The 22,960-nt window shown below is 71.0% G+C and carries 19 protein-coding genes; 6 read left to right on the top strand and 13 right to left on the bottom strand.

Annotated elements, in window-relative coordinates; all coding sequences use genetic code 11:
- Nucleotides 1-394 precede the first annotated feature (394 nt).
- The 3 genes from ACIPXB_RS28280 to thyX form a co-directional block, all read right to left on the bottom strand.
- On the bottom strand, nucleotides 395-2,080 hold the full coding sequence (locus ACIPXB_RS28280; RefSeq protein WP_401454292.1) for a ribonuclease J: 1,686 nt from the start codon (nucleotides 2,078-2,080) through the stop codon (nucleotides 395-397).
- 114 nt (nucleotides 2,081-2,194) lie between these two features.
- Nucleotides 2,195-3,094 carry a 4-hydroxy-tetrahydrodipicolinate synthase gene (gene dapA / locus ACIPXB_RS28285; protein ID WP_401454293.1) on the bottom strand — a complete coding sequence of 300 codons (900 nt, stop codon included), beginning with the start codon at nucleotides 3,092-3,094 and terminating at the stop codon, nucleotides 2,195-2,197.
- Between the two features lie 219 nt (nucleotides 3,095-3,313).
- Nucleotides 3,314-4,075 (bottom strand): FAD-dependent thymidylate synthase, encoded by a 762-nt coding sequence (gene thyX / locus ACIPXB_RS28290; protein ID WP_401454294.1) that lies wholly within the window; start codon nucleotides 4,073-4,075, stop codon nucleotides 3,314-3,316.
- A 209-nt stretch (nucleotides 4,076-4,284) separates the two neighbouring features.
- On the opposite strand from thyX, the gene ACIPXB_RS28295 reads away from it, so the two are divergent.
- Nucleotides 4,285-4,524 carry a hypothetical protein gene (locus tag ACIPXB_RS28295; protein WP_401454296.1) on the top strand — a complete coding sequence of 80 codons (240 nt, stop codon included), beginning with the start codon at nucleotides 4,285-4,287 and terminating at the stop codon, nucleotides 4,522-4,524.
- A gap of 49 nt (nucleotides 4,525-4,573) precedes the next feature.
- Complete coding sequence (locus ACIPXB_RS28300; RefSeq protein ID WP_401454297.1) at nucleotides 4,574-5,134, top strand: PH domain-containing protein; 561 nt, start codon at nucleotides 4,574-4,576, stop codon at nucleotides 5,132-5,134.
- Between the two features lie 49 nt (nucleotides 5,135-5,183).
- Here ACIPXB_RS28300 and ACIPXB_RS28305 read toward each other — a convergent pair whose 3' ends face one another.
- From ACIPXB_RS28305 to eccD, 6 genes are all read right to left on the bottom strand, one after another.
- The gene (locus ACIPXB_RS28305) at nucleotides 5,184-5,636 is read right to left on the bottom strand and encodes a hypothetical protein (protein WP_401454298.1); all 453 of its coding nucleotides are present in this window, start codon (nucleotides 5,634-5,636) and stop codon (nucleotides 5,184-5,186) included.
- A gap of 18 nt (nucleotides 5,637-5,654) precedes the next feature.
- Complete coding sequence (gene dapB / locus ACIPXB_RS28310; protein WP_401454300.1) at nucleotides 5,655-6,410, bottom strand: 4-hydroxy-tetrahydrodipicolinate reductase; 756 nt, start codon at nucleotides 6,408-6,410, stop codon at nucleotides 5,655-5,657.
- Nucleotides 6,411-6,440: 30 nt separating this feature from the next.
- Complete coding sequence (locus ACIPXB_RS28315; RefSeq protein ID WP_401454302.1) at nucleotides 6,441-7,820, bottom strand: M16 family metallopeptidase; 1,380 nt, start codon at nucleotides 7,818-7,820, stop codon at nucleotides 6,441-6,443.
- Nucleotides 7,817-10,039 carry a polyribonucleotide nucleotidyltransferase gene (locus tag ACIPXB_RS28320; RefSeq protein ID WP_401454414.1) on the bottom strand — a complete coding sequence of 741 codons (2,223 nt, stop codon included), beginning with the start codon at nucleotides 10,037-10,039 and terminating at the stop codon, nucleotides 7,817-7,819. Before ACIPXB_RS28320 ends, ACIPXB_RS28315 begins: the two co-directional genes overlap by 4 nt.
- A 285-nt stretch (nucleotides 10,040-10,324) precedes the next feature.
- Nucleotides 10,325-10,612: a 30S ribosomal protein S15 gene (gene rpsO, locus ACIPXB_RS28325; RefSeq protein WP_401454304.1), complete on the bottom strand. Its 288-nt coding sequence runs from the start codon at nucleotides 10,610-10,612 to the stop codon at nucleotides 10,325-10,327.
- A 168-nt stretch (nucleotides 10,613-10,780) separates the two neighbouring features.
- On the bottom strand, nucleotides 10,781-12,283 hold the full coding sequence (eccD, locus tag ACIPXB_RS28330) for a type VII secretion integral membrane protein EccD (protein ID WP_401454306.1): 1,503 nt from the start codon (nucleotides 12,281-12,283) through the stop codon (nucleotides 10,781-10,783).
- A 208-nt stretch (nucleotides 12,284-12,491) separates the two neighbouring features.
- On the opposite strand from eccD, the gene eccCa reads away from it, so the two are divergent.
- Complete coding sequence (eccCa, locus tag ACIPXB_RS28335) at nucleotides 12,492-16,445, top strand: type VII secretion protein EccCa (protein ID WP_401454307.1); 3,954 nt, start codon at nucleotides 12,492-12,494, stop codon at nucleotides 16,443-16,445.
- Nucleotides 16,446-16,530: 85 nt separating this feature from the next.
- Entirely contained in the window at nucleotides 16,531-16,776 is a 246-nt protein-coding gene (locus ACIPXB_RS28340; RefSeq protein ID WP_401454309.1) for a DUF397 domain-containing protein, read from the top strand.
- 79 nt (nucleotides 16,777-16,855) lie between these two features.
- On the opposite strand, the gene ACIPXB_RS28345 is transcribed toward ACIPXB_RS28340, so the two are convergent.
- From ACIPXB_RS28345 to eccB, 4 genes are all read right to left on the bottom strand, one after another.
- Nucleotides 16,856-17,146 (bottom strand): WXG100 family type VII secretion target, encoded by a 291-nt coding sequence (locus ACIPXB_RS28345; protein ID WP_401454310.1) that lies wholly within the window; start codon nucleotides 17,144-17,146, stop codon nucleotides 16,856-16,858.
- A 46-nt stretch (nucleotides 17,147-17,192) separates the two neighbouring features.
- Nucleotides 17,193-17,513 (bottom strand): WXG100 family type VII secretion target, encoded by a 321-nt coding sequence (locus ACIPXB_RS28350; RefSeq protein WP_401454312.1) that lies wholly within the window; start codon nucleotides 17,511-17,513, stop codon nucleotides 17,193-17,195.
- Between the two features lie 124 nt (nucleotides 17,514-17,637).
- Entirely contained in the window at nucleotides 17,638-18,891 is a 1,254-nt protein-coding gene (gene mycP, locus ACIPXB_RS28355) for a type VII secretion-associated serine protease mycosin (protein ID WP_401454314.1), read from the bottom strand.
- An 8-nt stretch (nucleotides 18,892-18,899) separates the two neighbouring features.
- Nucleotides 18,900-20,507 (bottom strand): type VII secretion protein EccB, encoded by a 1,608-nt coding sequence (gene eccB, locus ACIPXB_RS28360; protein WP_401454315.1) that lies wholly within the window; start codon nucleotides 20,505-20,507, stop codon nucleotides 18,900-18,902.
- 287 nt (nucleotides 20,508-20,794) lie between these two features.
- Here eccB and eccE point away from each other — a divergent pair, with 287 nt between their 5' ends.
- Nucleotides 20,795-22,066, top strand: a complete 1,272-nt coding sequence (gene eccE / locus ACIPXB_RS28365; protein ID WP_401454316.1) for a type VII secretion protein EccE — start codon at nucleotides 20,795-20,797, stop codon at nucleotides 22,064-22,066.
- Nucleotides 22,063-22,761, top strand: a complete 699-nt coding sequence (locus tag ACIPXB_RS28370; RefSeq protein WP_401454318.1) for a hypothetical protein — start codon at nucleotides 22,063-22,065, stop codon at nucleotides 22,759-22,761. Before eccE ends, ACIPXB_RS28370 begins: the two co-directional genes overlap by 4 nt.
- Nucleotides 22,762-22,960 lie beyond the last annotated feature (199 nt).

The following is a 22,960-nucleotide window of genomic DNA, read 5'->3' on the forward strand; positions in this document are numbered from 1 at the left end:
CTCAAGGTGCGGACGCTTCCTTTGTACTGACCCTCGCGGGCTTTCCTCCGGGCGCTTCCTTCGTTCTTGCGTTTCCGACTCTATCAGATCTTTTCAATCCGATTTCCTCGGCGCTTTCCGGCTTTTCGGCCTTTCAGCGGTTCCAACCTTACCAGATCCGTTTTCCGCGTTTTCCGTGGAATTTCGAATCCGATGGCCGTTGGGGGCCTTTTCCCTTTCGGGCGGATCAGACCATATCAGGTTTCCCAGGTCTGGATTCCCACCCAAGACGGAACCGGTTCGGGCACACGTGTGTGCTGCGGTCCGTGCTGGGGTGGAGACGTCAACGTACTGGAGCGGGGCCCCCGGACGCAAATCCGGTTGCCCCGCTCCGGTGACGCGGGTACGGCGAGGGTCAGACCTCGACGACGACCGGGAGGATCATCGGCCGGCGGCGGTAGCCGTCGGAGACCCACTTGCCCAGCGTGCGGCGGATGAGCTGCTGCAGCTGGTGGGGCTCGGCGACGCCGTCCGAGGCGGCCTTGGCGATGGCTTCCTCGATCTTCGGGACGACCGACGCGAAGGCGGAGTCCTCGATGCCGGAGCCCCGGGCGTTGATGTTCGGGCCGCCGACGACCTTGCCGGTCGTGCTGTCGACGACGATGAAGACCGAGATGATGCCCTCGTCGCCGAGGATCCGGCGGTCCTTGAGGTGGACCTCGGTGACGTCGCCGACCGAGAGGCCGTCGACGTACACGTAGCCGGCCTGGACCTTGCCCGTGATGCGGGCCCGGCCGTCGATCAGGTCGACGACCACGCCGTCCTCGGCGATCACGATGTGGTCCTTGGGGACACCCGTCATCGCGCCGAGCTCGGCGTTGGCGCGCAGGTGGCGCCATTCGCCGTGGACCGGCATCAGGTTCTTCGGCTTGCAGATGTTGTAGAAGTACAGCAGCTCGCCGGCCGAGGCGTGGCCCGAGACGTGCACCTTGGCGTTGCCCTTGTGGACGACGTTGGCGCCCCAGCGTGTCAGGCCGTTGATCACGCGGTAGACCGCGTTCTCGTTGCCCGGGATCAGGGACGACGCCAGGATCACGGTGTCACCGGGGACGATCCGGATCTGGTGGTCGCGGTTGGCCATGCGGGACAGGGCCGCCATGGGCTCGCCCTGGGAACCCGTACAGACGAGCACGATCTCGTGGTCGGGCAGGTCGTCGAGGGTCTTGACGTCGACGACGAGGCCCGGCGGGACGCGCAGGTAGCCCAGGTCACGGGCGATGCCCATGTTGCGGACCATGGAGCGGCCGACGAAGGCGACCCGGCGGCCGTACTCGTGGGCGGCGTCCAGGATCTGCTGGATGCGGTGGACGTGGCTGGCGAAGCTGGCCACGATGATGCGCTTCTGGGCGCCCGCGAAGACGCCGCGGATGACGTTCGAGATGTCGCGCTCGGGCGGGACGAAGCCCGGGACCTCGGCGTTCGTGGAGTCCGACAGGAGGAGGTCGATGCCCTCCTCGCTCAGCCGCGCGAAGGCGTGCAGGTCCGTCAGACGGTTGTCCATCGGGAGCTGGTCCATCTTGAAGTCGCCGGTGGCGACGACCAGACCCGCGGGGGTCCGGATGGCGACGGCCAGGGCGTCCGGGATGGAGTGGTTGACCGCGATGAACTCGCAGTCGAAGTTGCCGAGGCGCTCCCGGTCCCCTTCCTTCACCTCGAGGGTGTACGGGCGGATGCGGTGCTCCTGGAGCTTCGCCTCGATGAGGGCGAGCGTCAGCTTGGAGCCGATCAGCGGGATGTCCGGCTTCTCCCGGAGGAGGTAAGGGACGGCGCCGATGTGGTCCTCGTGGCCGTGGGTGAGGACGATGCCGTCGATCTGGTCGAGGCGGTCCCTGATGGACGAGAAGTCCGGCAGGATCAGGTCGATGCCCGGCTGCTCCTCCTCGGGGAAGAGGACGCCGCAGTCGACGATCAGCAGTCGGCCGTCGAACTCGAAGACGGTCATGTTGCGGCCGATTTCGCCCAGGCCGCCGAGCGGGGTGACGCGCAGGCCGCCCTTGGGCAGCTTCGGCGGCGGGCCGAGTTCCGGATGCGGATGGCTCAAAAGACTCTCCTCACCACACGCGCCACGTACCCCTTAAGGCACGTGGCGCGCATGACATTCGTGCACTTGCTTTTGTGTATGTGTGGACTGCTTGTTCAGTTGTGAAGTCTGGTGTCAGAGCTGTACCCCGCCGGCGGCAAGATCGATCTTGAGCTGGGCGGTCTCTTCGTCGGTCAGTCCGATCATCGGCAGCCGCAGCGGCCCGGCCGGCAGGCCCTGGAGGGTCAGCGCGGCCTTGGTGGTCATGACGCCCTGGGTGCGGAACATGCCGGTGAAGACGGGCAGCAGCTTCTGGTGGATCTCGGTCGCCTTCTGGACGTCGCCGCCGAGGTGGGCCTCCAGGAGGGCGCGCAGCTCGGGGGTGACCACGTGGCCGACGACGGAGACGAAGCCGACCGCGCCGACGGACAGCAGCGGCAGGTTCAGCATGTCGTCCCCGGAGTACCAGGCCAGGCCCGACTGGGCGATGGCCCAGCTGGCGCGGCCGAGGTCGCCCTTGGCGTCCTTGTTGGCCACGATACGGGGGTGCTCGGCCAGCCGGACGATCGTCTCGGTGTTGATCGGGACGCCGCTGCGGCCGGGGATGTCGTAGAGCATGACCGGCAGCCCGGTGGCGTCGGCGACGGCCGTGAAGTGCTGGTACAGGCCCTCCTGAGGGGGCTTGTTGTAGTACGGCGTCACGGCGAGCAGGCCGTGCGCGCCGGCGCGCTCGGCCTGGCGGGCGAGCTCGACGGTGTGGCGGGTGTCGTTGGTGCCGATGCCGGCGACGACGTGGGCACGGTCGCCGACCGCCTCGAGCACGGCTCGTACGAGGTCGTTTTTCTCCGCGTCGGTGGTGGTCGGGGACTCACCGGTGGTCCCGTTGATGATCAGGCCGTCGTTGCCTGCGTCCACCAGGTGGACGGCGAGCCGCTGCGCGCCGTCGAGGTCGAGTGCGCCATCCGCCGTGAACGGCGTGATCATGGCGGTGAGGACCCGCCCGAAGGGGGTCTGCGGAGTCGAGATCGGAGCCATGGGTAACACGCTACTCGCTGCCACGCTCGCGGTGCCCCCTCGGGGGACGTGATGTGGGATGCCGCCCGGTGGTGACCGGGAGGGTTGTTGGAGCCCGGCACTGCCTGCTCGGGGGTTCAAGCAGTGCCGGGTCCGTTTGATCAGCCTAGATGAACTTCACGAAACGCCGCAATACGGACACTTCGCACTTCGCTTCGCACATCCGTCCGGGGCGGCATATTACGGGGCAACCCGGCCGTTCGCATTGAAAGCGGCGTACGTCAGCGGCATCAGCCTGGCCCAGTGCGCTTCCATCTTCTCGCCGACCATCTCGATCTCCCGCTGCGGGAAGGACGGCACCGTGGCCTGCTCGTGCTGGGTGCGCAGCCCCAGGAAGTGCATCAGCGAGCGCGCGTTGCAGGTGGCGTACATCGAGGAGAACAGGCCGACCGGCAGGACCGAACGGGCCACCTCACGGGCCACACCGGCGGCGAGCATCTCCTGGTACGCCGCGTACGCCTGCCGGTAGGAGTCCTCCATGACCCGGCCGGTCAGCTCGGCCTGCGCCTGGGTGCCCTCGACGAAGACGTACTTGCCGGGGCGGCCCTCCTGGACCAGCTTGCGGGAGGCGTCCGGGACGTAGAAGACCGGCTGGAGCTCCCGGTATCGGCCGGACTCCTCGTTGTAGGACCAGCCCACCCGGTGCCGCATGAACTCGCGGAAGACGAAGATCGGGGCGCTGATGAAGAACGTCATCGAGTTGTGCTCGAAGGGGCTGCCGTGGCGGTCGCGCATCAGGTAGTTGATGAGGCCCTTGGAGCGCTCGGGGTCCTTCTGCAGCTCCTCCAGGGACTGCTCGCCGGCCGTGGAGACCCGGGCGGCCCACACCACGTCGGAGTCGGTGGCGGTGTGCTTCACCAGGTCGACGGTCACGTCGCCACGGAAGTCGATCTTCAGCTCGGGGGTCTCGCTCACGAGGTCCTTCCAGTTCACATCGGCCATGCGGCGACCACTTTACGGCGCCCGGAGGGCGCGGCGGGCCAGCACCCGCGCGGGTGCGCCGGACGTCCGGTGTCCGGCGCACAACTGACGCACAGCCATCGAATTTGGATAATGCGCCGGAATCCGGCACCGATGGGCCGCTCCGATCGTCCTACTGGGTAGCAACGCAACACATCGTCGTTCCCGACCGTGAGGAGAGAGGCCCTTCCATGTTCAGCCGGCGCGAACCCGTCCCGTTTGCCTTCGTCGCCGAGGCCGACCGTTTCCGCAGCAACGTCACCCCGCCGCCGCGCGAGCGCCTGGCCACGACCCAGATAGCCGCCCGTACCCTGGTCGGACTGACCGTGGTGGCGGGGCTGGTCGGCTCGCTGCTCTTCGGGCTCCCCGCACTGCAGCCGCACCAGGCCTCCGGTAAGGCGCAGCAGTCCGAGGCGTCCCAGGGGCGCTAGTCTCACCAGGCACAGCCCAGCCGAATGTGCATGTGAGTGAGGATCAGCCGTGCCCCTGCCCTTCCTGACGGCCGACAGCGCATGCGACGCGCACGACGACGAGCCCCTGCCCTACGAGGACCGTGACCGCTGGCGGCGGCCCTACCGGCCCGGACCCTGGCGGGTGGCCGGCGGGGCGTTGCTGCTCCTGCTGGCGTCCTTCATGCTGCTGGCCACGATGATCATCGCCTTCGCGGGTGCGTGGACCGGTGCGGTGGTCTGCCTGGTGGCCGCGCTCTCCGTGATCGCCGGGGCGCTGCGGCTGCTGCGCGCGGGCGTGTGGGTGAGCCCCGCCGGGCTGCGCCGGGCGTCCCTCTTCGGGACCCGGACGCTGGCCTGGGAGCAGGTCGAGGCGGTCCGCACGGTGCAGCAGCCGGTGCGCTGGCTGGGGCTGCCCCGGACGGTGCAGGGGCAGGCGCTGACCGTGGTGGCCAGGGGCGCGAGCCCGGTGCCGGTGCTGCTGACCGACCACAACGCCGACTTCCTCTCGCGGGCCGAGGCCTTCGAGCGGGCGTCCGACACCGTGAAGGCGTGGGCGCAGGAGTACCAGGGCGTGCCCGCGGCCCGCTGAGGCAGGCCGGCCGGGCGGCCGGATCCGAGCACGGAGCCCGTACGGGGGATCAGACCTGTACGGGCTTCTTGTCGTGCAGGGCGATGGCCCGCTGCATGGCCTTGCGGGCCCGCGGGGTGTCCCGGGCGTCGTGGTAGGCGACCGCGAGGCGGAACCAGGTGCGCCAGTCCCCCGGCGCGTCCTCGGTCTCGGCCTTGCGGCGGGCGAAGACCTCGTCGGCGGAGTCGCGCAGGATCCGGCCGTAGCCGTCGCGCTCCAGTTCGTCGACGGGCAGGCCGCCCTCGGCCTCCAGCTCGGCGGAGAGCTGGTTGGCGCGGGCCACGAACTGGGTGTTCTTCCACAGGAACCAGACCCCGATGACCGGCAGGATCAGCACCATGACACCGAAGGTGACGGTCAGTGGGGTGCCGATGCCGATGAGCGCGATGCCACGGCCGCCGGCCAGGACGAAGTAGACGGCCAGGACGGCTGCCGTCAGGAGGTAGGTGAGCTTCGCGCGCATCGGTCGGGTCCGTCGCTTCTACTGGTTCAGGTCGAGGAAGTTTTCCAGGCCGAAGGTGAGGCCCGGGCTGCTGACCACGCGGCGTACGCCGAGCAGGATGCCCGGCATGAAGCTGCTGTGGTGCAGGGAGTCGTGACGGATGGTCAGGGTCTCCCCCTCGCCGCCGAGCAGCACCTCCTGGTGGGCCAGGAGACCGCGCAGCCGGATGGCGTGCACGGGCACCCCGTCGACGTCCGCACCGCGCGCCCCGTCGAGGGCGGTGGCCGTGGCGTCGGGCTGCGGGGCGCAGCCTGCCTTCGACCGGGCCTCGGCGATGAGCTGGGCGGTACGGGTGGCCGTGCCCGAGGGGGCGTCGACCTTGTTGGGGTGGTGCAGCTCGACGACCTCGACGGACTCGAAGTAACGGGCCGCCTGGACCGCGAACTTCATGGTGAGCACGGCGCCGATGGAGAAGTTCGGAGCGATGAGCACACCGGTCTGCGGGGAGCCGGAGAGCCAGGTGGTCAGCTGCGCGAGGCGGTCCTCGGTCCAGCCGGTGGTGCCGACGACCGCGTGGATGCCGTGGCGCACGCAGAAGTCGAGGTTGCCCATGACGGAGGCCGGAGTGGTGAGTTCGACCGCGACCTGGGCACCGGCCTCGGCCAGGGTCTCCAGCTTGTCCCCGCGGGACAGCGCCGCCACCAGTTCCATGTCCTCGGCGGCCTCGACGGCCCGTACGGCTTCGGAGCCGATACGCCCCTGGGCTCCGAGGACGGCCACGCGCAGCTTGCTCATGTTCTTCGCTTCCTTACCTTGGGCGGCGGTCTAGGCGACGGCCTCGTCGAGCCGGGCGGCCTGCTTCTCCTTCAGCGGGCCTATCACCGACAGCGAGGGCCGCTGGGCCAGTACATCCTGCGCGACGGCCTTGATGTCGTCCGGGGTGACCTCGCCGATACGGGCGAGCATGTCGTCGACCGACATCTGGTCGCCCCAGCACAGCTCGCTCTTGCCGATGCGGTTCATCAGGGCGCCGGTGTCCTCCAGGCCCAGGACGGTGGAGCCCGAGAGCTGGCCGATGGCGCGCCGGATCTCCTCGTCGGTGAGCCCGTTCTCGGCGACCTTGGCGAGCTCGTCGCGGCAGATCCGCAGGACGTCGTGGACCTGGCTGGGGCGGCAGCCGGCGTAGACGCCGAACAGGCCGGTGTCGGCGAAGCCCGAGGTGTACGAGTACACGCTGTACGCCAGGCCCCGCTTCTCGCGGACCTCCTGGAAGAGCCGGGAGGACATGCCGCCGCCCAGCGCCGTGTTCAGCACGCCCAGGGACCAGCGCCGCTCGTCGGTACGGGCCAGGCCCGGCATGCCGAGGACCACGTGGGCCTGCTCGGTCTTGCGGGTGACGAGGTCGACGCGGCCGGCGGTGCGGATGCGCTTGGTGCCGCCGCGCGGGCCGATGGGCTCGGCGTCGGTGTGGGTCAGGGCGCCGGCCTTCTCGAAGGCGGCGCGGACCTGGGTCACGACCTTGTTGTGGTCGACGTTGCCGGCGGCGGCGACGACGAGGTGGCGCGGGTCGTAGTGCTTCTTGTAGAAGCGGGCGATCTGGTCGCGGGTGAGCGCGTTGATCGTGTCGACGGTGCCGAGGACGGGTCGGCCCAGGGGGCTGTTGCCGAACATGGTCTCGGCGAACAGGTCGTGGACCATGTCGCCGGGGTCGTCCTCGGTCATCGCGATCTCTTCGAGGATGACGCCGCGTTCCGCGTCGACGTCGGATTCGAGGATCAGCGAGCCGGTGAGCATGTCGCAGACCACGTCGATGGCCAGCGGCAGGTCGGTGTCGAGCACCCGCGCGTAGTAGCAGGTGTACTCCTTCGCCGTGAAGGCGTTCATCTCGCCGCCGACCGCGTCGAGCGCGGCGGAGATGTCGAGGGCGGACCGCTTCTTGGTGCCCTTGAAGAGGAGGTGCTCCAGGTAGTGCGTGGCGCCGTTGAGCGTGGGCGTCTCGTCACGGGAGCCGACGTGCGCCCAGATACCGAAGGTGGCGGAGCGGACGGAGGGCAGCGTCTCGGTGACGACGCGCAGTCCGCCGGGCAGGACGGTGCGCCGGACGGTGCCGATGCCGTTCTCGCCCTTGAGCAGGGTTTGGGTACGGGCGACGGCCCGCCCCTCCGAAGAGGGGCGGGCCGTCGCACGCGAACTACGCGACGTCACTTGTCGGAGTCGTCCTTGTCAGCGTCAGCGTCGGCGGCCTCGCCCTCGATCACGGGGATCAGGGAGAGCTTGCCGCGCTGGTCGATCTCGGCGATCTCGACCTGGACCTTGGAGCCGACCGCGAGCACGTCCTCGACGTTCTCCACGCGCTTGCCGCCGGCGAGCTTGCGGATCTGCGAGATGTGCAGCAGGCCGTCCTTGCCCGGGAGCAGGGAGACGAAGGCACCGAAGGTGGTGGTCTTGACGACCGTACCCAGGTAGCGCTCGCCGACCTCCGGCATGGTCGGGTTGGCGATCGAGTTGATCGTGGCGCGGGCGGCCTCGGCGGCCGGGCCGTCGGCGGCACCGATGTAGATGGTGCCGTCGTCCTCGATCGTGATCTCGGCGCCCGTGTCCTCCTGGATCTGGTTGATCATCTTGCCCTTGGGGCCGATGACCTCACCGATCTTGTCCACCGGGATCTTGACGGTGATGATCCGCGGGGCGAACGGGGACATGGCGTCCGGCGTGTCGATCGCTTCCATCATCACGTCGAGGATGTGGAGGCGGGCGTCGCGGGCCTGCTTGAGGGCCGCGGCCAGGACGGAGGCCGGGATGCCGTCCAGCTTGGTGTCGAGCTGGAGGGCGGTCACGAACTCCTTGGTGCCGGCGACCTTGAAGTCCATGTCACCGAAGGCGTCCTCCGCACCGAGGATGTCGGTGAGGGCGACGTAGTGGGTCTTGCCGTCGATCTCCTCGGAGATCAGGCCCATGGCGATACCGGCGACGGGGGCCTTGAGCGGCACACCGGCGTTCAGCAGCGACATGGTGGAGGCGCAGACCGAGCCCATGGAGGTCGAGCCGTTGGAGCCGAGGGCCTCGGAGACCTGGCGGATCGCGTACGGGAACTCCTCGCGCGTCGGCAGGACCGGCACGATGGCGCGCTCGGCGAGCGCGCCGTGGCCGATCTCGCGGCGCTTGGGCGAGCCCACGCGGCCGGTCTCACCGACGGAGTACGGCGGGAAGTTGTAGTTGTGCATGTAGCGCTTGCGGGTCACCGGGGAGAGGGTGTCCAGCTGCTGCTCCATGCGGAGCATGTTGAGGGTGGTGACGCCCAGGATCTGGGTCTCGCCACGCTCGAAGAGGGCGGAGCCGTGCACGCGCGGGATGGCCTCGACCTCGGCGGCCAGCGTACGGATGTCCGTGACGCCGCGGCCGTCGATGCGGACCTTGTCCTTGATGACGCGCTCGCGCACCAGGGCCTTGGTCAGGCTGCGGTAGGCGGCGGAGATCTCCTTCTCGCGGCCCTCGAAGGCCGGGAGGAGCTTCTCGGCGGCGATCTCCTTGACGCGGTCGAGCTCGGCCTCGCGGTCCTGCTTGCCGGCGATCGTGAGCGCCTGGGCGAGGTCACCGCGCACGGCGTCGGCCAGGGCGGCGTAGACGTCGTCCTGGTAGTCGAGGAAGACCGGGAACTCGCCCTCGGGCTTGGCGGCCTTGGCGGCGAGGTCGGACTGCGCCTTGCACAGGACCTTGATGAACGGCTTCGCGGCGTCCAGACCGGCGGCGACGATCTCCTCGGTCGGGGCCTCGGCGCCGCCCTTGACCAGGGCGATGGTCTTCTCGGTGGCCTCGGCCTCGACCATCATGATCGCGACGTCGCCGTCCTCCAGGACGCGGCCCGCGACGACCATGTCGAAGACGGCGTCCTCGAGCTCGGTGTGCGTCGGGAACGCGACCCACTGGCCCTTGATCAGCGCGACGCGGACGCCGCCGATCGGGCCGGAGAAGGGCAGACCGGCCAGCTGGGTGGACGCGGACGCGGCGTTGATCGCGACGACGTCGTACAGGTGGTCGGGGTTGAGCGCCATGATCGTCGCGACGACCTGGATCTCGTTGCGCAGGCCCTTCTTGAAGGACGGGCGCAGCGGGCGGTCGATCAGGCGGCAGGTGAGGATCGCGTCCTCGGAGGGCCGGCCCTCACGACGGAAGAAGGAGCCGGGGATCTTGCCGGCCGCGTACTGCCGCTCCTCGACGTCCACCGTCAGGGGGAAGAAGTCGAGCTGGTCCTTGGGCTTCTTCGACGCGGTGGTGGCGGACAGCACCATCGTGTCGTCGTCCAGGTAGGCAACGGCGGAACCGGCGGCCTGGCGGGCCAGACGGCCCGTCTCGAAGCGGATGGTGCGGGTGCCGAAGGAGCCGTTGTCGATGACGGCCTCGGCGTAGTGGGTCTCGTTCTCCACTAGCGTTTTCTCCATTTTCGTCGTCTCCGTCCGCCGCCCGTGTGGCGGTGGACGGTTGCGGAGAAGCGCTCCTTGCGTGCGGGCCGGTCTTCGATCGAAGCACCCGGTACGGGGCCCGTCCGGGCGTTTTCCGGGTGCCACTACCGAGGACCGGCGGCGTAGGGAAGGCGCTCCTCCTCTTCAGTTGTGCGTGATGCGACCAGACTACAAAGCGTCCGGTACGTACCGCACGTACAGCAAAGGGAGCGGCCCCCTGGATGTGGGAACCGCTCCCTTCACGGCGTCTTACTTGGCGCCCGCCGCACCGCGGCGGATGCCGAGGCGCTCGACCAGCGCACGGAAGCGCTGGATGTCCTTCTTGGCGAGGTACTGCAGAAGGCGGCGGCGCTGGCCGACCAGGATCAGCAGACCACGACGGGAGTGGTGGTCGTGCTTGTGGGCCTTGAGGTGCTCGGTCAGGTCCGAGATGCGGCGGGAGAGCAGCGCGACCTGGACCTCGGGGGAGCCGGTGTCGCCCTCCTTGGTACCGAACTCGGCCATGATCTGCTTCTTCGTAGCGGCGTCGAGCGACACGCTTACTCCTCGTGATGTCTTCGTTTGCCACCGAGTGCCCCAGGTCTGCATCTCTGGGGAGCTTCCGTGACTCGGGAGGCGGATTCCGTCCGGCGCAGTCCCCGGGAACCGGGGCGCGTACACAGACGGCCGTCACACAGCGTACCAGGCTGCCGGAGCGGGGCCGTCTCAGCTGGTGAGCGAGCGGGCCGCCGAGTAGACGTCGAGGACGGCCAGGCACAGCGGGACGAGGCTGAGCAGGACCGCCGCCTCGGTGAGGTCGAGCAGCCGCCCCCAGAAGGGTGACAGACCCTTGCGGGGAATGACCAGCGCAATTCCGACGACGAGGGCCGCGCCGGCGGCGACGGCGCCGGAGAGCCAGATCGTACGGATGTCCAGGGTGCCGCTGCTGCCGTACTTGGCGAGCTCGACGACGAGCTCGGTGGGCGGGTTCAGGGACAGGCCCAGGATCAGCAGGGTGATGGCGGCCAGGCCCGCGACCAGGGCGCACACGACCTGCGAGGTGTAGCGGAAGAGGCGGGCGCGCAGCAGCATGGCCAGGCCCGCGGCGAGGGCGAGCAGCTTGCCCCAGGTGTTGTCGGAGAAGCCGAGGACGGCCGCCGAGCCGACGACGACCGCGGCGGAGCCGCCGACGAGGCCGAGCAGCATCTCGTGGCCGCGGCGGGCCTGGGCGGCGATGAGCTCGGCGTCGAGGGCGGCGCCGGCCTCGGCGCCGTCGCCGGACTGGTCACCGAAGGTGTCGGCCTCGTAGCGGTCCGGGGTCTCGTAGACCTCGACCGAGCTCTGCGGGGCGGCGTATCCGATGGGCAGCCGGGCGAAGCGGGCCGAGAGGCCGGGCAGGAAGGCGACGAGGCCGATGGCGACGGGGGCGCAGACGGCGGCCGTGTCGGTGGCGGAGGCCTCGGTGACGATGGCGAGGAACGTGGCGAGGGTGCCGACGGCGCCGAGGAAGGTGGCCGCGACGAAGGGGGCGTCCCCGCTGGGGGTGAGCGCGACCAGGGCCACGGAGGCGACCAGGACGCAGACGCAGCCGAGGAGGAACTGGAGCCGGCCCGGTCCCTCGCCGGCGGCGGGCGCGACGATGCCGGAGCCGGCGATCAGCAGGTGCGGCAGGGCGGCCAGGCCCAGGGCCACGGCGGAGCCGCGGTCGCGGTAGACCCGGGCGCGGACCCCAGCGGCCGCGGTCAGCAGCAGGCCTATGGCGCCGGCGATGACGCCGGGCAGGCCGTGCATGTCGTGGCGGACGGGGTCGGAGAACCACAGGACGAAGCCCACGAGGACCAGCAGGACGGCGGCGCCGGCCAGGCCCGCGCCGCGCAGCATGTCGTCGCTCCAGCGGTGCCGGTCGCGGACGACGGCCGAGGCGACGGCGTCGGAGACGTCGTCGAAGACGGCGGGCGGCAGCGATTCGGCGAACGGGCGCAGGCTGAGCACCTCGCCGTCCAGGACGGTCTGCGCGGCGAGCGTGCGGGCGCCGTCGAGGACGGTGCCGTCGCGGCGTACCAGGTGGAAGCCGGTGGGGGCGCCGACCGGCTGGGTCTGGCCGGTCAGGCGCAGCAGCTCCGGATAGACGTCGGCGACGGCGATGTCCTCGGGGAGGGCGACGTCGATCCGGCTGTCCGGGGCCACGACGGTGACCCTGCAGAAACCCGTCGTTGCGGCCGTACTCACCTGTGGGACCCCCCTGGTTGGCGGACTGTTCCGCCTCTGGTTCGAGGCTGATTCGCGGTTGCGCATGATGCGCGCGCCACCCTACCGGGAGTATGCGTGACTGTCGGCAAGTAGGATCACCTGTCGCGCGGAGGAGACCCCCTCCGCATGCGGGACTTGGGGGCGCCGGAAGAGACGTCCCGTCCGTTTTCGAGGGATTGATGCTCCGGTGAGCCAGATCGTCGTCAAACGCCCGCCGCGGTCCCTGCCGCCCGAAGTCCCTTCGGACGAGCTGAGGCTGGAGGCGCCGCCGGAACTTCCGCGCGGGCAGCAGGAAGGCATGGCGATGCAGCTCCTGCCGATGCTCGGCATGGGCTCGTCCGTCGTCTTCTTCTTCATGCCGAACGTGCCGCCGTTCATGCGCATCATGGGCGTGCTGATGCTGGTGTCGACGGTCGCGATGGTCATCGCGCAGATCGTGCGGTTCCGCAAGGGTACGCAGGGGCAAATGGCCGACGTACGGCGCGACTACCTGAAGTATCTGGCGCAGACGCGGCGTCAGGTGCGGCGGACGGCGCGGGCCCAGCGTGACGCGCAGTTGTACCTGCACCCGGCGCCAGAGCAGTTGTGGTCGGTGGTGGCCGAGGGGTCGCGGCTGTGGGAGCGGCGGGTCGGCGACGAGGACTTCGGGCAGGCCCGGCTGGGGCTGGGCGCGCAGCGCCTGGCCACTCCCCTGGTGGCACCGGACACGGCGCCGGTGGACGAGCTGGAACCGCTGACGGCAGGCGCGATGCAGCGCTTCCTGAAGGTGCACGCGTCGCTGGACGGGCTGCCGATGGCGGTGTCGATGCGGGCGTTCTACCACGTGACGGTGTCGGGCGAGCCGGAGTCCGCGCGCGGTGCGGCCCGGGCGATGGTGGCGCAGCTGGCGACGCTGCACTCCCCCGAGGACCTGGTGGTGGCCGTGGTGGCGGCGCCGGGCGCGCTGCCGTCGTGGGACTGGGTCAAGTGGCTGCCGCACACGCAGGTGCCGGGCCAGGTGGACGGCGCCGGTACGAAGCGGCTGTTCAGCGACGACCTCGGGGAGCTGGAGGGTCTGCTGGCCTCGCGGCTGGACGGCCGGCCGCGGTTCAGCAGGGACGTCTCCCCGGTGCTGGACCAGCCGCACATCGTGGTGGTCCTGGACGGTGGGATGGTGCCGCCGGACTCGGTGTTCGCCGCCGCGGAGGGCCTGCAGGGCGTGACCATCGTCGAGGTGGTCGCGGGTGAGCTGGACGAGCCGCGCGGCGGGCTGTCGGTCGTGGTGCGGCCGGGCCGGCTGCGGCTGGAGTCGGGTGGCGGTGTCGCGTACGAGGGCACGCCGGACGTGCTGTCGCTGCCGGCGGCCGAGGCGCTGGCGCGCCAGCTGGCGCCGCTGCGCACGGGCGGGGGCGACGACGACGAACCGCTGCTGGCGAACCTGGACTTCACGGATCTGCTGAACCTGGGCGACGCCGCCTCGATCGACGTGGCGCGCACGTGGCGGCCTCGGTCGGCCGGTGAGCGGCTGCGCGTGCCGATCGGTGTGGGTGAGGACGGCGCGCCGGTCATGCTGGACCTGAAGGAGGCCGCGCAGGAGGGCATGGGCCCGCACGGCCTGTGCGTGGGCGCGACGGGTTCGGGCAAGTCGGAGCTGCTGCGCACGCTGGTGCTGGGCCTGGCGGTCACGCACACCTCGGAGACGCTGAACTTCGTGCTCGCGGACTTCAAGGGCGGTGCGACGTTCACCGGCATGGGCACGATGCCGCACGTGGCGGCGGTCATCACGAACCTGGCGGACGACCTCACGCTGGTCGACCGCATGGGCGACTCGATCCGCGGTGAGCTGCAGCGCCGTCAGGAGCTGCTGCGGTCGGCGGGCAACTACGCCAACATCCACGACTACGAGAAGGCCCGCGCGGCGGGTGCGCCGCTGGAGCCGCTGGCCTCGCTGGTGCTGGTCATCGACGAGTTCAGCGAGCTGCTGACGGCGAAGCCGGACTTCATCGACATGTTCATCCAGATCGGCCGCATCGGCCGGTCGCTGGGTGTGCACCTGCTGCTGGCCTCGCAGCGTCTGGAGGAGGGCAAGCTGCGCGGCCTGGACACGTACCTGTCGTACCGGATCGGTCTGCGGACGTTCTCGGCGGCGGAGTCGCGTACGGCGATCGGTGTGCCGGACGCCTACCACCTTCCGTCGGTGCCGGGTTCGGGCTATCTGAAGTTCGGTACGGACGAGATGACCCGGTTCAAGGCGGCGTACGTCTCGGGCACCTACCGGGCGGGCGGGCCGGACCTGTCGGTCGGGCAGTTCCCGGTGGAGCGGCGTCCGGCGCTGTTCACGGCGACGCCGGTGCCGGTGGTGTACGCGGCGCCGGACCCGGCGTACCTGGCGGCGCAGGCCGGCCGGGAGGACGACGCGCTGGCGGACACGGTGCTGGACGTGATCGTGGGGCGGCTGGAGGGCCAGGGCGTGCCGGCGCACCAGGTGTGGCTGCCGCCGCTCGACCAGGCGCCGCCGCTGGACCAGCTGCTGCCGGCGCTGGCGCCGTCCGCGGAGCGGGGTCTGCACGCCGAGGGGTACACGCGGCCCGGCGGGCTCGTGGTGCCGCTCGGCCTCATAGACAAGCCCTTCGAGCAGCGGCGCGAGGTGCTCTACCGGGACTTCTCGGGTGCGGCCGGTCACCTGCTGGTGGTCGGTGGTCCGCAGTCGGGCAAGTCGACGCTGATGCGGACGCTGGTGTCGGCGTTCGCGCTGACGCACACACCGCGCGAGGTGCAGTTCTACGGGCTGGACTTCGGTGGTGGGGGTCTCGCGGCGATCCAGGACCTGCCGCACGTGGGCGGGATCGCCTCGCGGCTGGACCCGGAGCGGGTGCGGCGTACGGTCGCCGAGGTGGCCGGTGTGCTCAACCGGCGCGAGGAGTTCTTCCGGGCCCACTCGATCGACTCGATCGGCACCTACCGGCGCCGCCGGGCGTCGGGGGACCTGGCGGGCGAGGTCTTCGGTGACGTCTTCCTGATCGTCGACGGCTGGGGGCAGTTCAAGAACGACTACGACCAGCTGGAAGTGGTGGTCGCGGACATCGCGGCGCGCGGTCTGGGCTACGGCATCCACGTGGTGATCACCGCCTCGCGCTACATGGAGGTGCGGGCGGCGCTCAAGGACCAGATCCTGGGCCGGCTGGAGCTGCGCCTGGGTGACGTCATGGACTCGGAGTTCGACCGCAAGGTCGCGGCGAACGTGCCGCAGGGCTCGCCGGGCCGCGGTCAGGTGGCGGAGAAGCTGCACTTCATGTCCTCGCTGCCGCGCGTCGACGGCCGCTCGAACGCGGAGGGGCTGCCCGAGGCGACGGCCGAGTTCGTGGAGGCCGTCCGCGCGGGCTGGTCCGGTCCGGGCGCGCCCGCCGTACGGCTGCTGCCGCGCAAGCTGGACGCGGACCGGCTGCCGCGGGGCTTCGAGTACCCGCAGCAGGGCATCGCGATCGGTATCGACGAGACGAACCTGGAGCCGGTGTTCGTCGACTTCGAGACCGACCCGTTCTTCCTGGTCTTCGGTGAGAGCGAGTCGGGCAAGACGGCGCTGCTGAGGCTGATCGCGAAGCAGATCACCGAGCGGTACACGCCGGAGCAGGCGCGGATCGTGGTCGGTGACTACCGGCGCACGATGCTGGAGGCGGTGCCGTCCTCGCACCTGCTCGAGTACGCGCCGATGTCGTCGGCGATGGACATGCACATGGAGGCCATCGCGACGGTGATGGGCAAGCGGGCGCCGGGGCCGGACATCACCCCGCAGCAGCTGCGCGACCGCAGCTGGTGGACCGGCCCGGACCTGTACGTGATCATCGACGACTACGAGCTGGTGTCGACGAGTTCCTCGCAGCCGCTGTCGCAGCTGGTGGAACACCTGCCGTTCGCGCGGGACGTGGGCATCCGCTTCATCGTGGCGCGCAGCGCGGCGGGTGCCTCGCGGGCGGCGTACGAGCCGTTCATGCAGCGGGTCAAGGAGCTGGGCGCGCAGGGCGTCGTCCTGTCGGGCGACCGCAACGAGGGCGACATCCTGGGCAACGTCCGGGCGCGTCCGATGCCTCCGGGCCGTGGCACCTTCGTCTCGCGCAAGCGGGGCACGCCGCTGATACAGGCGGGCTGGCTGCCGGGGGCGTGACCGCCTGACGGGGCGGGCGGAGCGGAAGTACGATGCGGTCAGAGGCTGTTCGTACGACCGCTCCGCCGAAGGGAACCCGACGCACATGGCTGACGCACGCGATCGCGAGCGCGAGAAGGACGAGCTCTACGCCCTGGACATCTCGGGGGTGGAGTGGACGAGCGCGCCCGGGACCGAGGAGCACGAGGAGCGGGTCGAGATCGCGAAGCTGCCGGGCGGGGCGGTGGCGATGCGTTCCTCGCTGGATCCGGGGACGGTGCTGCGCTACACCGAGGCGGAGTGGACGGCGTTCGTGCTCGGGGCGCGCGACGGCGAGTTCGACCTCACCTGAGGGCCCGTATACGCGTGAAGGGGCCCGCGCACCGTTCGGTGCGCGGGCCCCTTCACGCGTGTGTGGGACGCGGGGTGGCTCAGACCATCCGGAAGCGGGCGGCGTTGCCCTTGTCGGTGTCCTGGTAGCCGACGAGCGACTGGTCCAGAAGGGTCGCGATCTGACCGAGCTTCTGGTTCATCTGCTCCATGTTGGTGCTGACCGTCCGCTGGATCTCCTCGTAGGCGGTCTTCGCCTCACCCTCCCAGCTCGAGGTGACCTCCTTGACCTTGCCCATGAGGGTCTCCAGCTGCTGGCTGAGCTGCGAGCCGGTCAGGCGCACATCCCCGGCCGCGGTCGAGACGGTGTCGTAATTGACTGCGAGCGACATCGCTGTCTTCCTCCCGTTGTGTTTCGTACTACCGCTGCTCGAACGCTCAGACGTCGAGGATGGAGCTGCTGTTGACCTTGCGGATCTCCGCGATGCGCTGCTGCTCCTCGGCGTCGAAGCCCTTGACGCTCATGCGCATGGCCTCTTCGAGGTCGACGAGGCGGTCCTTGATCTTCTTGAGGTTCTCGTTGACCCCGCGCTGGAGCACGTCGAACTCCTTGCCCGCGGCGCCCTGCCAGCCGGCCTGGATGCGGTCGACGACGTCGTTCAGCTTGCCGATGCGAGTGGTGAGCTCCGTGTGGTAGGTGTTGATCTCACCCGCGAGCTTGACCTTCTTCTGGTCGTCAACTTGAAGGTTCATCGTCATCGTCGGTTCTCTCCCGTCATCACACTCGTGAAGTCCACGGATACTTTAGCCACTTCATACGACAGGCCCAACAATTCACCGTGCGCGTGGCGGTCGTTCGCATTCTGCAAACCCCTCCCCCGGTTCAGGCCTGCCGTGCCGACCCGGAGCGCCGCTTGCGGCGGTACGCCTCACGGGTGACGGTGGCCGTACCGGCGATCACCGCGATCAGCACGGCCCCGATACCCAGAGCGTACGTCCCGAACCGCTCCTCGCGCTCCTGCCGGGTCTCGGTCATCGCGAGCGGGGCCGCCTGCGGGGCGGCCGCCGGCGGCGGACCGGGGTCGGGTACGGGCGCCTTGGGCCGCTGGCCGTCCTGGGTGACGGCACGGACGGGGTCGACGACCCCCCAGCCGACGTAGTCGTCCTTGCCGTTGACGGAGCGCTCGGCCGTCTGCTGGATCTGCCAGATGATCTCCTGGGCACTCCAGTCGGCGTGCTGGGCGCGCAGCAGCGCGGCCACACCGGCGACGTACGGGGCCGAGAAGCTCGTGCCGTTGTCGACGCACTGGCCGAACATCGGCACGGTGGAGACCATGTCGACGCCGGGGGCGGCGACCGAGATGAAGTCACCGGGCTGGGAGAACGCGGCGCGCTCGTTGTTGCGGTCGCTGGAGGCGACGGCGAGGACGCCGGGGAAGGCCGCCGGGTACGTCTTGCGCTTCTCGCCCTTGATGCCGTCGTTGCCGGCGGAGGCGACGACCACGACGTTTTGCGCGACGGCCTTCTTCACGGCCTGGCCGAGCTTGGAGTCCTCGCCCATCGGCTGGGTGGTGTCCTGCGAGATGTTGATGATCTGGGCGCCCTTGGCCAGCGCGTGCTCGATCGCGTCGGCCAGGGTGTCGGCCTTGCCGGTCTGGCGCTCGTCGTTCTGCCGGATCGGGATGATGGTGGCCTCGGGGGCCAGCCCCACGAAGCCGGTGCCCTCCTGGGGGCGGGCCGCGATCAGACCGGCGACCTTGGTGCCGTGCCCGACCGTGTCGGTCGTGCCGTCGCCCTTGGCGTCGAGCAGGTCCTTGCCCGCGCCGACGTCCACGGCCGGGGCCAGCTGCGGGTTGGCGCGGTCCACACCGGTGTCGATGACGGCGACCCGGACGCCCTTGCCGCGGGTCTCGGCCCACAGGGCGTCCAGGAGGACCCGTTGCAGGGCCCAGGGGCGGTCGGCGATCTGCTTCTTCATCGGGAAAGTGCACTCACCCGCGCCGGCCGGCCGCGTCCGCGCGTCGTCGGACGCCAGGGCGAGCGCGGGCGCGGGCGCGGCGGCGGTGCCGGCTCCCACGACGAAGGCGAGGGCCGCAGCCGTGCGCAGGACGGCGGCGCCACGGGGTGTCGTCTGCATCGGCGGCCTCACGAACCCTGCGGCTGGCGGGCCGCGTTGGTGTCCAGACGCGGGCCCTTGGAGAGGAACTCCGACCAGGCGATCGGCACCAGGGCGGGGGTGACGCTGCCGTAGCCCAGGCGGGTCTGGGCCTGGCTGGCCTCGGGGCGCCCGTCGGTGGAGTCCTTCTTCGGGTCGGCGGCGCCGATGCCCGACTTCGCGGCGTCGCTGTCACCGTTGGCCTGGACGGCGTACCGCAGGCCCGTGTCGGTGACCAGGAAGAGGGAGCCGCCGGCGGTGGCCTGCCGGCCCTGGGTCTGCGTGTAGAGCAGGCCCGAGCCGGGGGTGACGTACGAACTGGCGCCGCTGGCGGTGATGTCGATGGGGAAGCCGGTCCCCGCCCACGTGCTCATCGTCTGGTTGCCCGAGCCGTCGACCGAGCGCAGCACGTTGCAGACGGTGTCGCGGTCGCCGCCCTGCGCCGGGGCGCCGGAGGTGCCCGCGGCGCCGGCGGCCGCGCCGACGCGGTTGATCTGCGTGGCCTTCTTCACCGGCCAGCGGGCGTCGCCCTTGAACGGGGTGGCGTCCGGGCTGAGGGACTGCATGTCCACCTCGCGCGGCTTGCCGTTCATGTTGAGCATGTCGGTGGCGGGCGCGCTGATCAGCAGCCACGCCACGAAGTCGGAGACCGGGGCCACCTTGCCCGGCAGCACCACGTAGTGCTGCGGGCCGGAGCCGGTCTGGGCGCGCAGCACCGTGCCGACCCGGTTGTCGGCGGTGACCAGGCCGGGGACGCCGGCGTCCGCGCCGACCGTGCCGGGAAGTTGCGGGAAGCCGAGGGGCTCGCCGTCGCGCAGCGTGGCCAGCCACGCGTCGCTGACCTCCTGCGGGGTGCCGCTGCCCACCAGGGCGTTGGTGAGCTTCTGGGCGTCGGCGGCGGCCGGGGTGCCCGCGGCGCCGTCGGGGAACTTGTACTTGGTGCCGGCCGCGTCGACGAGGTAGCGGGTCCTGGTCTCGCCCGTGCTCTGTACGTACAGCACCTGGCCGTCGGCGACCTTGCGCTCGTCGTCGAGCAGGCGGGCCTCACGGTCGGCGAGGACGAAGGCGGCGGTCTGCACGCCCCTGCCGTTGCCGCCGGGCTGCTGGCAGACGGCCCAGCGCTTGGCGGTGCCGGCGTCCTTGGCGGACGGCAGCCGGTCGGGGGCGTACTGGATGCCGATGATGGGCCCGCGCGGCGGCTTCCCACTGTCGAGGGTCTTGTCGTCGACGGTGATGACCTTGAACTTCTGCGGATCCAGCAGCAGTCGGGCGGAGGCGAGGTTGAGCACGGGGTGCAGCCGGGTCTGGTCCTTGCCGCCCACCTTGGTGGTCAGCACCACGTAGCGGGTGGTCGAGTTCTTGCCGACGATGACCTTCGCGCCGGGCTCGTCCCAGCCCTTGGGGGCCTTGGGCTTGAACATCCCCCACGCGCCGAACGTCGCGAGGACCAGCGCTCCGACCACCAGCCCCGGCACGATCGCGCGCAGCGGCCTGGGGGCCCCTTCCTCGGTGCCCGTCGCGGACGGCTGCAGGAAGGCCGCCACCGTGCGCCGCTTCGCAAAGGTGTACGCGTTGAGCTCATCACGTCGTGATGCCATGACCGCCTGCTTCTCCCCGCCCGGCCCGGCCGGTGAGTACTCCCCCAGCTACCGCTGGGAGGTGCCCCCGTCCCCGGGCCTCGTTTGTCGGACCGGCCACCTACTATGCCTGTTGACGGAGGGTGCGCAGGGGGCGGGTAGGGTGAGGCTGCCGCTCAGTGCCTTCCGTTCCGGGGTGATCAGGGCTTGTTGGGGTGGATTGGGGAGATTCCGGGGAGACGCGGGCACGGGCCGCGGTTCCGCGGGGCTTTCGGGGTCTGGCCCCGGGAAGGGGAAGTGCGCGAGTGATGGCCACCGCGACGCGCCGCCGAGCGGCCGCGGCCGCACCGCCGCAGGGCGGTGTGACGCCGTATCCGAAGTCGAGCCCGGGACGGTTCGGTCCGTTCCGATTGCAACAGTTGGTGCTGCTCCAGGCGGCAGCCGCGGTGCTGCTCGTGGCCTGGGTCGTCGACACCCTGCTGCTGGTGCCTGCCGGTGTGGTGGCCGCCGTGCTCGTCGTGCTGGCCGTCGTGCGCCGCCACCAGCGCTCGCTGCCCGAGTGGATCGGCTCCGCGCTCGCGCTGCGCGCGCGCCGGCGGCGGGCGGCCGCACTGACGGTGCCGCCGGGCACCGAGCCGGGGCTGGCGCCGCTGGTGGAGGCCGATCCGGCACTGCGCACCTACACGTTCAGCGACCGTGACCGCCGTCCGGTCGGGATGATCGGCGACGGCACGTTCCTGACGGTGGTGGTCCAGGTGGACACCGACGCGACCGCGCTGCGCGAGGACCGGGCCGCCCGGCCGCTGCCGCTGGGCCTGATACGGGGCGTGCTGGAGGTCGACGGCATCAGGCTGGAGTCCGCGCAGCTGGTGCAGCACACCCAGCCGGCGCCCGCGCCGCACCTGCCGGCCCAGTCGATGGCGACCCGCAACTACGCGCCGCTGCAGGCCCGGACCGGCACCCCGGCGGTGCGGCTGACCTGGATCGCGCTCAAGCTGGATCCCGAACTGTGTCCGGAGGCGGTCGCCGCGCGCGGCGGCGGGCTCGCGGGCGCGCAGCGCTGCGTGGTGCGCGCGGCCGACCAGTTGGCGAGCCGGCTGGCGGGCGCGGGGTTCCGGGCGACCGTGCTGACCGAGCAGGAGCTGACGGCCGCGCTGGCCACGTCCTCGTGCGCGAATCCGATGGCGATCACCCAGGCGGGCCGCTCGGCGACCGCGGGGCGGCGTACCGAGGAGACACCGCGGACCTGGCGCTGCGACGACCGGCGGCACACGACGTACTGGATAGCCCGCTGGCCGCAGTTGGGCGGCGGGGCCGCGCCGCTGCCGCACTTCGTGGCCCTGCTGACCTCGCTGCCGGCGCTGGCGACGAACTTCAGCCTGACGCTGGCCCCGGCCGACCGGCGGGGGGTGACCCTGACCGGTCACGTCCGGATCACCGGGCGCAGCGACGAGGAACTGGTCGCGGCCCGGCGGGAGCTGGAGCGCACGGCCCGCGGGGTGAAGACCGGACTGGTCCGGCTCGACCGCGAACAGCTGCCGGGCGTACTGGCTTCGCTGCCGCTGGGAGGCGCGCGATGAGGATGGGCTACGGGCTGATCGGCCCGCGCCGGGAACGGCACACGGTCGCGGCGCAGGAGCTGGACGTGCTGGCGCTGCCGGTCGGGGACGACGGCGTCGTCATCGGCGTGGACTCCGAGGGCCGCCCGGCCGTGCTGGGCGTCAACCGCCCCACCCCGTACGAGGTGACGCTCATCGGCGGGCTGTGGACGGCGCAGGTCCTGGCGCTGCGGGCGGCGGCGACGGGCGCCCGGGTGGCCGTCGAGACGGGCCGCGCGCAGGTCTGGGCGCCGCTGGCGCAGGCGGCGGGCGGCGGCCAGCAGTGCGTGACGCTGCACGAGGTGGGCCGGGTGCCGCCGCAGGGTGCGTCGGCGGGCAGCCCGGTGCTGGTCGTCCGCGACTGCGGGATGCGCCCGCCGCGGGGCCGGGTGGTGGCCGGACCGTGGCAGGCGGTGCTGACGCTGCTGCCGTACCTGAGCCCGACGGCACCGCGGCTGGTGCAGCAGTCGTCGCTGGTGGGCGTGCAGCGGGTCTCGCCGGACGAGGCGGAGCAGCTGGGCCGGCTGATGAACCTGCCGCGCACGGCCGTGGAGTCGCTTCCGACGCTGGGCGACGGGGTGACGCTGTGGTGCAACCAGCGGGACCGCCAGTTCGTGATGACTCAGGGGACCGAGGCGGAGACGGGACTGCTGGGCGCGGCGCGCCGGATCGACTGAGGCGCGCGGTGCCGGGCGGTACGCGGCGGTTCGGTGCGTTTCGGTCCGGATGCGGTCCGTATGTGGTCCGCATGGGTTCGGTGTCGTTCCGGTGCGGGTCCGGTGCGGGTGCGGTGCGGGTGCGGTGCGGGTGCGCTTCGGGTGCGGTGCGGTTCGCCGCCGTCGGGTGACGGGTTTCCGCGGCGGACCGGGCACGGCG

Source organism: Streptomyces sp. NPDC090022 (assembly GCF_044748145.1).
Lineage (GTDB): Bacteria > Actinomycetota > Actinomycetes > Streptomycetales > Streptomycetaceae > Streptomyces.